Here is a 12,197-nt window from a genome sequence, read left to right as displayed (position 1 = left end):
CAAGGTCGTCAAGTTCGCCGCCGACATCACCGCGCAGGTCCAGGAGCGCCACCGGCGCGTCGCGGCGCAGCGGGCGATCGGCGTCGACCTCGACGCGATCGGCAGCGCGGTCGAGGGCGCCAGCCGCCGGACCGCGGAGGCCGTCGACCTCGCCGGGCGGGTGTCCGGCGACATCCAGAGCGTGGCCTCGGGCGCCGAGGAGCTGTCGGCCTCGGTGGGCGAGATCAGCCAGCAGGTCAGCCACGCGGCGCGGATGGCCGGCGAGGCCGTCGAGCAGGCCCGGCACACCAGCACCATCGTCGAGGGCCTGAGCGGGCAGGCGGCGCAGATCGGCGACGTCGTGACCATGATCCAGGGCATCGCGGCCCAGACCAATCTGCTCGCTCTCAACGCCACGATCGAGGCGGCCCGGGCGAGCCTCGCCGGCAAGGGCTTCGCGGTCGTGGCGTCGGAGGTGAAGGCGCTGGCCGAGCAGACCGCCAAGGCCACGGATCAGATCCGCGACCAGATCACCACGACGCAGGCCACCACGCGCGAGGCGGTGTCGGCGATCGGCTCGATCCAGGGCACGATCCGGGCGCTCGACGAGATCCCAGCGGCGATCGCGGCCGCCGTGGAGGAGCAGTCGGCGGTGACCCAGGAGATCTCCGGCAGCATGCACACGGCCGCCCGCGGCGTCGGGACCATCGCGGGCGGCATGGCGGCGATCGCGCGGGCCAACGAGCAGGTCGACGCGGCCACCCGCCAGGTTCGGGAAGCCGCGCGCGGCGTCGGCTGACACATACGATCCAGACCTTCGCTTCGCCCGACGATCTCGCAAGAGCGCCACCGATCATCGGAGCGAATGGTGACCGCATCCCGTCTGCCGCGTTCAGGCCGTCGAGCCGGTGTGGGCAAGCTGGCGCGACGGTCAAACGCCCCCTGGCTATAAACGCCATGACTGACGTCTGACTCCTTCCGATCCGGCCTTCCAGCTTGAGCCAGTTTGGACGCCTGAGTGCCGATCTGGCAGCCGCACACGCGCGCGGGGAGCATCTCGGCTCGCGGGTGCCGCACATCCATGCAGGCAGTGAGAGGCTCCTGGAGCTGAGCCGTGCGTTCCAGGGTGCCCTCGACGGGCTGGATCGATCGCTGACCGAGGTCGGCCTGTTGGATCCGGCAACGTGTGAAGCGCTGCGGTGCCTCGTCGATGCGGTCGAGAGGCTCGCCGGTACGGCACAGCGGTTTCCGGCCAACGCCTGACAATCCCAGCGTTTGCGAGGGGGAAGCACAGGGGCGCAGTGTTGTTGATCTCCGACGATCTGTCCCGGTCCGGGCGCCTCGTCCGTGACCTCGGTTCGACACGACACTGCTCGATCCACGACCTCTACGCCGAAGTGGAACCGGCAGTTGTGCCCGACCTGATCATAGGCGACGCGGCACAGCTCACCTCGGACGCGATCGTGCGCTTCAAACGGCTTCTGAAGCCGGTACGCGCAGCGGTCGCGCCGTTCCTGTTCCTGATCCACGGCAACGCCGCTCGTGCCGAGGCACAGGCGCGGCTGCTCGGTGCCGACGATACTCTCTCAGCCACATCGGCGATCGAGCAGCTTCAGGATCAGGGTGGCTCTCCTATCGCGACGGAGCTGGCGGCCGCAGCACGGCTCTTCTTCGTTCAGACCTTCTTCTCCGGCCGGGCGGTCACGCCGGAGCTAGCGAGCACCGGCGCCGAACTGGTCATGCGCGCGGTACAGCAATGCGGCATCCGCGATTGGATCAGCGCCGTACGGCGCTTCGACGAGGCAACGCAGCAGCACTGCCTGATCGTCGCCGGCCTCTCTGCTGCGTTCGCGATCGAGTTGGGGCTCCATGATTTTGACAGCTCCAGGCTGACAAAGGCGGCTCTGGTGCACGATGTCGGGAAGACGAAGATTCCCCTGTCGATCCTCAACAAGCCGGGTCGACTGACCGAGCCGGAGATGACGGTGATGCGCATGCACGCGGCCATCGGCTACGAGATGTTGGTGGACAGCGGCTTCTCGCAGGAGGTGTTGCAGGTCGTGCGGTCGCATCACGAGATGCTCGACGGCTCAGGCTACCCGGACGGCCTGAGGGCGCCGGAGATCCCCGACCTGGTGCGGCTGGTGACGATCTGCGACATCTACGGTGCGCTCATCGAGCGGCGCCCGTACCGGCCGGCGATGACGGGTCGAGAGGCTTACAGCATCGTGCAATCGATGACCGGCCGGTTAGACGCCGATCTCGTCAACGCGTTCCGCCCGGTGATAATTGCCTTCGATCCAAACGGCGCCTAGCACGGCGGCTTCGGTATTGACCTTCTCAGCGGGGGCCGCGCCGTTCCCGCCCATTTAGGCCTTTGCGGTCTCGATGATGACCGCACGGCTCACCAGACGTGCTTCGGAAGACCTGTTCTCGACAGCGCCGCGTGCGGCTGCGGCCGGCTCAGGAGGTAGCCCTGGACCTGCCCGACGCCCTCGGCCCGGGCGAGTTCCAGCTGCTGCGCCGTCTCGATGCCCTCGACCACCGTGGTGATGCCCAGGCTGACGCCCAGGCCGGCCACGGCCCGGATGATGGCGCGCGCGTCGGGGCTTGTCTCGGCCTCGCTCATGAACGAGCGGTCGATCTTGATCTTGTCGATCGGGAACCGGCGCAGGTAGCTCAGAGACGAGTAGCCGGTGCCAAAATCGTCCATGGCGATCCGGATGCCGGCGCCGTTGAGCGCGGCGAGATTGTCCCGGGTCGCCTCGCTCTCCTCCAGCAGCGCGGTCTCGGTGATCTCGATCTCCAACCGCGCGGGGGCCAGGCCGGTCTCCGCCAACACCGCAAGCACCTCCGCGCCGAAACCCTTCTGACGCATCTGGACGCTGGAGACGTTGACGGCGACATCGACGGTCTCGGGCCACGCCAAGGCATCCAGGCAGGCCCGCTTCAGGATCCAGCGGCCGAGGGGCAGGATGAGGCCGGACTCCTCCGCCAGGGGAATGAAGGACAGCGGTGGGAGCAGGCCGCGTGTGGGATGGCACCAGCGCACCAGCGCCTCGACGCAGGCGACGTGTCCGTCTCGGGCATCGACGAGGGTCTGGTAGTGCAACTCGAACTGCTCCGCCGTCAGCGCGGCCTGGAGGTCGGCTTCGATCTGCCGACGCGCCTCGAAGGCCTCCGACATGCTGGCTTCGAAGACGCTGACGATGCCGCGCCCCTCGGTCTTCGAATGGCGCAGGGCGAGGTCGGCATCGTGCAGCAGCGGGTCCATGTCCAGGTCCTGGACCGCGCGGATCGCGAGGCCGATGCTGGCGCCGGTATGGACGCGGCCGCACGCGAGATCGAACGGCTCCGACAGGACGTTGACGAGGCGCTGGGCGGTCGATGTCGCAGCGGCACCGACACTCACGCGCTGCACGAGCGCGAACTCGTCGCCGCCGAGGCGGGCCACGACGTCGCCCCGCCGCGTGTTCCTCCGCAGCCGCGCGGCGACCTCCTGCAGGAGCTCGTCGCCGGCCGCGTGCCCGTAGGTGTCGTTGACGAATTTGAAGCGGTCGAGGTCGATGTAGAACATCGCTAGCAGCGGCTGTTCGTCGTCCCGCGCCTCGACCAGGTCGCGGTAGCCCTGGCGCATCGACCGGATGTTGGCAAGGTCGGTCAGGGCGTCGTGGTGGGCCAAGTAGGCGATGCGCTCCGCGCTCCGCCGCTGCTCGGTGATATCCTCGAAGGTCGAGACCCAGCCGCCGCCGTTCATGACGCGATAGTTGATCGCCAGCGTGCGTCCGTTGGTGAGTTCGCGCGTGATCGGCGCGGGCTCGATCGATTGCAGCGCGTCCTGGGTGCTGCGCTCGATCTCCTCGAGACTGAGTCCCGGCGAGTAGAGGCCCCGCGCAACCAAAGAGGCACAGATATCGTGCTGGGTCATGCCCGTGAGGATCATGTCCTGCGGGATGCCGAAGATGTCGCGATAGCGCCTGTTCGACACGACGAGGCGGCCCTGCGCATCGAACATGCACAAGCCCTGGATCATGTTCTGCAAAGCGGCTTCGAACAGACGACTCTGTTCAGTCGCGACCATGCTTGGGAAGGCGATGCTGGCATTATTGCCGAGCTCCGCATGCGAAGCTACGGCCTTGTCCCGAACAGAAATCGACGTGTTTGCATGTCGTAGGAGCACCTCATCTCCCGGACTATGAACAGCCTCGACAAGCCTCAGATCGGGATGGGACACAGGGGCTTCCTTAGCTACAGATTGCCTTTCCTACAGCAAAAACGCACCTTTTCCAAATTAACAGATAAGATCGCGCAATTATATCACGAGGCAAATCTGGCCGATATTCGAACAAAGATAAGATATTGCAATATTATTTTCGCAATCACGCCAGCTCGAAATCATGAAAAATACAAGGATTGTTTTATATTCGAGAGGTGCACTTGCGTAAGTGACCGCGGAGGATGGCGAAGGGACCTCGGCCCTTGAGCCGGAAGCGGTCGATCCGCAATCGACCCAACACAGACATTCAGGTCGCCGTCCGTGCAACCCAAAAGCAGCCACTTCTTGGTGGTGTAGGGCGCAGCTTGATGGCGCAGCTCGCCCAAGAACAGAGACGAAGCCGCCGTCAGCGTCAGGCTACTGCGCGGGCTGTCCCGCGCGCACGCCCTGGCTTTCATCATATCGGACCCGGGCGCGTTGGATGCTGCCCTGGTTGGTGTTCGCCCAAGTCACGAGAGCCATAACCGGAGTGAACAGGGTCCGCCCCATATCCGTTAATTCATAATCCACGCGCGGCGGAATAGTCGCGAATAGTGTCCGTTTGACCAAGCCGTCGCGTTCCAGTCCGCGCAAGGTGATCGTCAGCATCCGTTGCGAGATCCCGTCGATCCGACGCCGCAGCTCATTGAACCGAACCGGTCCATCCTTGAGCGTGGCGATGACATACAGGCTCCATTTGTCGGCGACGAGATCGAGGATTTCGCGCACCACCCGGCAATCGTCACCTTCGCCGGGGGTAGGAAAATCGATGTCACTAAGTGTCATAGGAATGCCTTCTTGCGAGGGTCGGAGCAGGCACTTTAATAGAGTCGGTAACAATAAATTACCGTCCTGGTCGTGTCGGAGCAACGATGGCCTCCATACTCCTTGTCACGTCGAGCACCCGTGGCGCCGATAGCCTCTCCACTCGCTTCGCGACCCAGATCGCCGAAGGCTTGATGGTTCGCACAGGCGGCACCCTCTCGATCCGCGATCTCGCGGCCGCCCCGCTGCCGCATATCGGACAGGCCTACATCCAAGGCCGCGTCGCGCCCCCCGAGGAGCGCACGCCCGAGCAGGCCGAGGCGGTCCGCCTTGCCCAGGAGCTTGTCGATGAGGTGAAGGCCGCCGACTTGATCGTCCTGGGCTCTGGCATGATCAATTTCGGCCCGCCGTCGCAGCTCAAGGCCTGGTTCGATCACATCACTTGGCCGGGCGTGACCTTCGGTTACGGCGAAGGCGGCAGGCCGCGAGGCTTCCTGACCGGCAAGAAGGTCTATCTCGTTGCCGCCGCAGGCGGCGTCTTCTCCGAAGGCGAATGGGCCCCCTTCGATTTCCAGACCGGATATCTGCACCACCTGCTGGGCTTCATCGGACTGACCGACGTCGAACTCGTCCGGGTGGAAGGCACCGTCTTCGGGCCGGAGGCGGCCCGGGCCGCCATCGACGTCACCGCAGGCCGGGTCCGCTCGGTCCTGGAAACGCTGCATGCGTGATCTGAGTGGTCCCCAGTCCCGTAGGCCCGATCAGGGTGATGCCATGACGCTGCCAATCGACCTTTACACCGAGGTCACTTGTCCCTGGTGCATCATCGGACACCATCGTCTCGACAAGGTTTTGGCGGAGCGTTTCCCCGAGCTCGACGTAGACATCCGTCAGCATCCGGTCCTCCTGCTTCCCGATGCGCCCGCGGAGGGCCTGCACATTCCCGACCTTCTCCGCTCGCGCTATGGCGTGACCGACCCGAAGGTGTCGTTCGCCCGGCCCGAGGCGGAGGCGCGGGCGTCCGGCCTCGACCTAGACCTGAGCCGCCAAGCCTGGACCTACAGGACGCAGGCGGCGCACGGGCTGATCCTCGCGGCGCGGGAACGCGGTACGCAGCACCGGCTCGCAGTCGCGATTACCGGTGCCCATTTCCTCGAAGCCAAGAACATCTCGGACGCCGATATCCTCGCCGATATCGCCGTGGCCTACGGGTTCGAGCGTCAGGAAGCCCGCGCGCTGGCGCTCGATCCCGCGCAGCACCGACGCGTCGAGCAGGAGGCGGCCCGGTCGGCAGCCGCCGGGGTCAGGTCGGTCCCTCACTTTGTCTTCGGAGGCCGCTTCGCCGTTAGCGGGGGACGCAGTGAGGAGGAGATTGCCTTGGCCATCCAACAGGCCACGGGTGGGGCTACGATCAACCACTAGGGATCGTAAGCACGCTGATAGCCCGTGAGCAAATGGATCGAGCGTCGTTCGACTGAATGAGCAAGATTTGCGTCGGTCGACGGTCGGAAGCTGCAGAAGATACAAGGTCCGCTTCTGTCCGTTGCTGCTCGGAAGCGGACCGGCGGAAGCCTAACCCAAGCGGCTGTACCGCACCCGATTCAACCCAGACGCAGAACGGGCTCTGTGCTCTTCTCCGAAGCGGACGTGCAGGATGCACAGCAAGGGCAACTCAGCGCACCCACCCCGCCTTGATGGCTGAGGCGACTTCATCGACGAACAGGCGCGTCTTCGCAGGCACCAAGCGGCCCGGTGGCATCACGGCGTAAACGCCGCCGTCCTCGCGTCCGCCCCAACCCGGCAGCACCGCGACCAGACTGCCATCGCGCAGGGCCGGTCCAGCCAGCCAGTCGGCCGTGAAGGTGATGCCGGCGCCCTCGACCGCCGCGGCCAGCAGAACCTCCGAGTGGTCCGCGACGAGCGTGCAGTCGGGGCGCACCGTCTGTCGCCGGCCGCCCTTCGTCAGCGGCCAGTCGGGCCAGGCGGCGTAGCCGGTGAAGCCCAGGCAGGCATGGCCGGCGAGGTCGGCGGGCGTAGCCGGGTTGCCCCGCTCGGCCAGGTAGCCCGGCGAGGCCACCAGCAGGTTCCGGTAAGTCGCGATCTTGCGAGTGGTCAGGCTGCTGTCGCGCGGCTTACCCGCCGCGACCCGGATCGAGACGTCGATGCCTTCGGCGACGAGGTCGACGAAGCGGTCGGTGAACCGCAGGTCCAGCCGGATCAGCGGGTGACGTGCGAGGAAGCCGGGCAGCAGTGGCGAGACCCACTGGCGTCCGAAGGTCAGCGGCAGGGAGACCCGTACGAGTCCCTGCGGGCTGGCAGCATGGTCGCTGGCCTCCCGGCTCGCGCTCGCCAGCTCCTCAAGCAGCGCCTGGACGCGCCTACAGTAGGTCGCGCCGACCTCCGTGAGCGCCACGCGCCGCGTGGTGCGCGACAGCAGGCGGACCCCGAGGCGTTGCTCGACTTGGCTAACGCGCCGCGACAGCACTGAGGCGTCCCGGCCGAGCGCCTCCGCGGCCTTGGCGAAGCTGCCCGCCTCAGCGACCGCTACGAAGGCAGCCAGCTCGTCCAAGCTGATTTGATCTGGCAATTCCTGCATGACCTGCACGAGTGAAATGCGAGGAGGCCGGATTAATCCGACCAGGTGCAAGGCGTACATCGGGTGCATCGAAACGTCGAGGAGACACAAACGATGAGCACCTTCCTCAGCATCGGTTCCGGCCCAGGCATGGGTCTCGCGACCGCGGAGCGCTTCGCCCGCGAGGGCTTCCAGGTCGTCCTGAGCGCCCGCGACGAGGGCAAGGTGAGGGACCTCGCCGAGCAGCTCAAGGCCAAGGGCCACAAGGTTGACGTCCGCACCGTGGATGCCGCTGACCCCGCCAGCGTCGCGAAGCTCGTCGAGGGCGTCGAGCGCGACTTCGGCGGCATCGACGTGCTGCACTTCAACGCCGCCTCGATGCGCAACCAGACGCTGGCCGACCAGCCGCGCGACAGCTTCAACACCGACCTCGCCGTCAACATCGGCGGTGCCGCCGTCGCCGCCCAGGCCGCGGCGCCGAAGATGCTCCAGCGCGGATCGGGCTCCGTCCTGTTCACGGGCGGCGGCTTCGGGCTGCAGCCGCATCCCGAGTACCTCTCGCTCAGCATCGGCAAGGCCGGCATCCGCGCCCTGGCGCTGGGCATCTTCGAGCCGTTCAAGGAGAAGGGCGTACACGTCGCCACCGTGACGGTCGCGGGCTTCGTCACCACCGCCGAAGACGCCAACGCGGTCGCCGAGCACTTCTGGCAGCTCCACAGCCAGCCGAAGGGCGCCTGGGAAGTCGAGGCCATGTACACCCCGAAGGGCTGAGCCATTTCAGGGTGACCGACGACACGCAAGCCGATCCACGGAACGGGGGTACGTCGATGACGACGCAGACGCTGAAAGGCCAACGCTTCCTAATCGTCGGCGGGAGTTCCGGGATCGGCCTGGCCATCGCGGCAGTGGCCCTCGCGGCCGGCGCCGAGGTCACGATCGCCTCCCGCTCCAGGGAAAAGCTGAACGCCGCCATCGGCACGCTCGGGACCGGCGCCAGCGCCGCCGTGCTGGACACCGGCGAGGCCGAGGGTATCGAGCGCTTCTTCGCCGATCAGGCGCCCTGGGACCACATCGCGGTCTCGGCGGCCGAGACGGCGCGGGGCCCCGTCCGGCAGTTAGACCTCGATGCCGCGAAGGCGGCCGTGGAGAGCAAGTTCTGGGGAGCCTACCGGATCGCCCGGTTCATGCGGATCAGGGAGGGTGGCACGCTGACCTTCATCTCGGGCTTCATGAGCGAGCGGCCCCAGGCCGCCGCTCCGCTCCAGGGCGCGATCAACGCGGCGCTGGAGAGCCTCGCCCGCGGGCTGGCGCTCGAACTCGCGCCCACCCGGGTCAACACCGTCTCGCCCGGCCTGATCGAGACGCCGCTCTGGTCGCGCATGCCGGAGAAGGACCGGGCGGCCATGTATGCCGGCGCGGCCGAGAGGCTGCCTGCGCGGCGTGTGGGCCAGTCCGAGGACATCGCCAACGCGGTGATGTTCCTCGCAACCACTCCGTTCGCGACGGGGTCGAACGTCCGTGTCGACGGCGGCGGCACCATCGCGTGATCGAATCCCCAGTCCTCGACGCCACCCAAATGTCGAAGACAGGGTCGACGGGCGGACGCCAAGCGACCGGTGGCAGCATAGCTTGGTTTCGCTGACGACCATGTCCGATTATGGGGCGGCAAGCGCCCAGAGCCGACGCGCAGGAAGCCACCCGCTGCAGTCATAACCCGCCGTCGGTCATGCGGCCGGGATGCGGACATCTGCGCGGTCGGCAGAGGGTCGGGAGCGGACTTGTCTCGAATATGAAACGCCGTCCATCCAATCAGCTAGGTGCCAAGATGGGCATGCCGTTCAGTCACGGTGTTGCTGCTTGAACGACGTCATCACGCCCGTTGGTAGAGAAGCCTTCCGCCTCAAGCGTTCTTGAGCGGTCCGCGCTCCCAGGTAAGATCCATCAGCCATAGGCACAAGAGAACCTTGAGCTATGGGCCTATTGGCCCATTGAGGGGAAGGTGGCTAAGCTCGACGTAGAGCCCGCTTTCGCACTGTGAGCCATCTCATGAATCGAGAAGAGGCAGACGGTGATGATTGGCGTTCGGTCAGCACGCGCGTTCCCGATGAGGAAACAATCAGGATAGCGAAAGAGCGGGCTCGTGAGCTTGGCCATGGCCGCTCTGCGGCTCAGCCGTCTGAAATACCTCCCGCTGGATGGCGGGACATTCTCATGAGGGTCTTCTGGGCGGTCCCTCGCGACCGTGTTCTGTCAACGGCTGGTGGCGTTGCCTTCTTCGCCCTTCTATCCACGTTCCCAGGCATCGCGACGATCGTATCACTCTACAGCTTGTTCGCAGATCCTGCTGTCATTGGCCAGCACTTGAGCGTGCTCATAGGGGTCCTACCCGACGGCGTTCTCGATCTGATTTCGGCTCAGCTTCAGCACGTTGCCCAACAGGGCACAGGGACCCTCAGCACGGCCTCACTGCTCAGCTTCCTCATCGCCTTTTGGAGCGCCAACTCAGGGGTTGTCGCCCTCTTCGACGCACTGAACGTCATCTATCGGGAGCGCGAGAAGCGAGCCTTATTGCGTGTCTACGCGACCACCTTCCTGTTCACGACGACCGGAGCCATCGTCACAGTGGCCGCTATCGGCATCGTGGTGGGCGTTCCCATTCTGCTGAACGAGATCGGCTTTGGTGCACGAACGGACACAGTGATCCGGATCATGCGTTGGCCAGCTCTGATCTTCCTTGTTAGCCTCGGCCTTTCGCTTGTTTATCGATACGGCCCAAGCCGCCGTGAGGCAAAGTGGAGATGGGTCAGTTGGGGTAGTGCCGTTGCCGCGATTGGATGGGTAGGCGCCTCGGCCGCATTCTCTTGGTATGTCGTAACCTTCGATAGCTATAACCGTATTTATGGCTCTCTCGGAGCTGGCATTGGCTTTATGTCCTGGATCTGGATCTCGATAGTCATCGTCCTTCTTGGTGCTGAACTGAACTCCGAGATGGAACGGCAGACAGCGCGGGATAGCACCATTGGCCAACCGAGGCCGTTGGGATCTCGAAAGGCATTTGCCGCCGACACGGTCGGGCCACCCTAAGGGTTTGAACTCACCAGCTTGGGCATTCGAAAGGTGTCTTCCGACCCATACCAGCCGCTTGGGCCGCCGTCGGTGCGTCCCGGAAGCGGTCATTCGCACTCGTCCTCCCTTGCCATCGATACTGCCGAGGGCACACCCGCTAAGAACTGTCCGAGGGGTACGCCGTACGCCTAAGCGGTTTTCCGAAACGCCGCCTGCCTGCGGGATCGCCCCCCGTTCATGGTGGTGCCGAGGCCCCTCGCGGAGAAAGTGTCTCAGAAAGCGCCTGTCAACTTCTGGACGAAGCTAATTTTTTATACAGGTTACGGTCCGACAACCGACCATTCGGCTCTCGGATATATCGAAATGATCTTCGTCACACAGGCGGACGGCCGCGTGACCTACGTCAGCCCCGAGTGGGCCGCATTCACCGGCCAGGCAGCTGCTGAAGCCGTGGGACACGGATGGCTCACCTGCATGCATCCTGACGACTACGAGACTGCCGTCACTTTCCTGCGCAGCGTCCGTGATCAGCAGAGCGAGTACAGCCTCCGCACTCGCCTACGTCGGGCCGATGGCAGCTACGCCTGGGTGATGATCGGCGCCGTGCCATCCTATGGTCCACCGGGGCAGACCTTCCTGGGCTACCTAGGCTCACTAACCGAGATCATCCCCAGCGGCTCGGAGCCGCTGAGTGCCTACGGCACCCTCGCGCGCTTTGTCCCTCCGCCTACGAGCCCGACGACGCCACCCGGCTCAGCCCTGGAAGCCGTAGCTGACTACCTGCTGATCGCGCACGGGCTCATTGAGCAGGACAGCGCCAAGGAAATGCTCCCTGTGCTGAGACAGGCACTCGTGGTGGCGGGCATTCTGCTGGCGCGGAGCATGAGCTCGTCTGAACCGACCGACCGCTTCCATTGAATGGGCTGCTGTACGCCCAAGGATGCCATAAAGTCGGCCCTTGGCTGTTTCCGAGAGCGGCTATTCGTAAGCCCTCCGGCAATTTCGGCTCGGGATGGGAAGCGAGCCCTGACCCATTGCACTGAAACAGACGGCCCGCCTTCGACCCATATGAGCCTTTCGAGCGTGCCGCGGCGCTTCTCGAAAGCAGACGCCCGTCACCTGCGCTGCATGAGCGATAGATACAAATCCAAGACCGACGGTCGCCAACCCGACGGGCTGTGCCCGCCTGTATCATCGGATCTCGAAACATCTGAAGCGAGGCTGACCCAAACGTAAGCGTCGTTCTCAGGCCACGGCTTTGAGGGGCTGTGGTGCGTAGGCCCAGGGTAGCAGGTCGTCGATATTGCTCTGCGGGTGGCCGGCGACGATGCGGGTGATGACGTCGGTCAGGTAGGCCTGCGGCTCGACCCCGTTCAGCTTGCAGGTCTCGACCAGCGAGGCGACGACAGCCCAATGCCCGGCCCCACCGTCCGAGCCGGCAAACAGCGCGTTCTTCCGCGTCAGGGCCAACGGCCGGATCGCCCGCTCGACGGTGTTGTTGTCGATCTCGACGCGGCCGTCGTCGAGGAAGAGAGACAAGCCGGCCCAGCGACTGAG

13 protein-coding genes are annotated in these 12,197 nt (G+C 65.3%); 9 read left to right on the top strand and 4 right to left on the bottom strand.

What is annotated here, in order from left to right; translation table 11 throughout:
- The 3 genes from BM314_RS29345 to BM314_RS29335 all read left to right on the top strand — a co-directional run.
- Nucleotides 1-778: methyl-accepting chemotaxis protein (locus BM314_RS29345; RefSeq protein ID WP_244540090.1), on the top strand; the 778-nt coding region annotated here is incomplete at its 5' end.
- Nucleotides 779-975: 197 nt separating this feature from the next.
- The gene (locus BM314_RS29340) at nt 976-1,242 is read left to right on the top strand and encodes a hypothetical protein (protein WP_091982060.1); all 267 of its coding nucleotides are present in this window, start codon (nt 976-978) and stop codon (nt 1,240-1,242) included.
- 38 nt (nt 1,243-1,280) lie between these two features.
- Nucleotides 1,281-2,294 (top strand): HD-GYP domain-containing protein, encoded by a 1,014-nt coding sequence (locus tag BM314_RS29335; protein ID WP_091982057.1) that lies wholly within the window; start codon nt 1,281-1,283, stop codon nt 2,292-2,294.
- Between the two features lie 89 nt (nt 2,295-2,383).
- Here BM314_RS29335 and BM314_RS29330 read toward each other — a convergent pair whose 3' ends face one another.
- Together BM314_RS29330 and BM314_RS29325 are read right to left on the bottom strand one after the other, a co-directional pair.
- Nucleotides 2,384-4,012 (bottom strand): putative bifunctional diguanylate cyclase/phosphodiesterase, encoded by a 1,629-nt coding sequence (locus BM314_RS29330; protein ID WP_280142579.1) that lies wholly within the window; start codon nt 4,010-4,012, stop codon nt 2,384-2,386.
- Nucleotides 4,013-4,612: 600 nt separating this feature from the next.
- The gene (locus tag BM314_RS29325) at nt 4,613-5,020 is read right to left on the bottom strand and encodes a winged helix-turn-helix transcriptional regulator (RefSeq protein ID WP_091982053.1); all 408 of its coding nucleotides are present in this window, start codon (nt 5,018-5,020) and stop codon (nt 4,613-4,615) included.
- 86 nt (nt 5,021-5,106) lie between these two features.
- Here BM314_RS29325 and BM314_RS29320 point away from each other — a divergent pair, with 86 nt between their 5' ends.
- Both BM314_RS29320 and BM314_RS29315 read left to right on the top strand, forming a co-directional pair.
- Nucleotides 5,107-5,730, top strand: a complete 624-nt coding sequence (locus tag BM314_RS29320) for an FMN-dependent NADH-azoreductase (protein ID WP_091982050.1) — start codon at nt 5,107-5,109, stop codon at nt 5,728-5,730.
- A gap of 43 nt (nt 5,731-5,773) precedes the next feature.
- Complete coding sequence (locus tag BM314_RS29315) at nt 5,774-6,421, top strand: DsbA family oxidoreductase (protein ID WP_091982047.1); 648 nt, start codon at nt 5,774-5,776, stop codon at nt 6,419-6,421.
- A 250-nt stretch (nt 6,422-6,671) separates the two neighbouring features.
- Here BM314_RS29315 and BM314_RS29310 read toward each other — a convergent pair whose 3' ends face one another.
- Nucleotides 6,672-7,655: a LysR family transcriptional regulator gene (locus tag BM314_RS29310; protein ID WP_170868213.1), complete on the bottom strand. Its 984-nt coding sequence runs from the start codon at nt 7,653-7,655 to the stop codon at nt 6,672-6,674.
- Between the two features lie 33 nt (nt 7,656-7,688).
- Here BM314_RS29310 and BM314_RS29305 point away from each other — a divergent pair, with 33 nt between their 5' ends.
- From BM314_RS29305 to BM314_RS29290, 4 genes are all read left to right on the top strand, one after another.
- On the top strand, nt 7,689-8,345 hold the full coding sequence (locus tag BM314_RS29305) for an SDR family NAD(P)-dependent oxidoreductase (protein ID WP_020095752.1): 657 nt from the start codon (nt 7,689-7,691) through the stop codon (nt 8,343-8,345).
- 56 nt (nt 8,346-8,401) lie between these two features.
- Nucleotides 8,402-9,121, top strand: a complete 720-nt coding sequence (locus BM314_RS29300; protein WP_020095751.1) for an SDR family oxidoreductase — start codon at nt 8,402-8,404, stop codon at nt 9,119-9,121.
- Nucleotides 9,122-9,620: 499 nt separating this feature from the next.
- Nucleotides 9,621-10,658, top strand: coding sequence for a YihY/virulence factor BrkB family protein (locus tag BM314_RS29295; protein WP_091982046.1), 1,038 nt, complete (start codon nt 9,621-9,623; stop codon nt 10,656-10,658).
- A 345-nt stretch (nt 10,659-11,003) separates the two neighbouring features.
- A complete protein-coding gene (locus tag BM314_RS29290; protein ID WP_091982044.1) occupies nt 11,004-11,558 on the top strand; it encodes a PAS domain-containing protein in 555 nt (184 codons plus the stop codon).
- 327 nt (nt 11,559-11,885) lie between these two features.
- Here the strand turns inward: BM314_RS29290 and BM314_RS29285 are convergent.
- The coding region (locus tag BM314_RS29285; RefSeq protein WP_139237914.1) for a transposase domain-containing protein at nt 11,886-12,197 on the bottom strand (312 nt) is incomplete at its 5' end.

The sequence above is a fragment of the Methylobacterium sp. 13MFTsu3.1M2 genome, from assembly GCF_900112625.1.
Classification (GTDB): Bacteria; Pseudomonadota; Alphaproteobacteria; order Rhizobiales; family Beijerinckiaceae; genus Methylobacterium.
The sequence above is the reverse complement of the archived record's forward strand: the minus strand, read 5'-3'. Positions and strand labels throughout refer to the sequence as shown.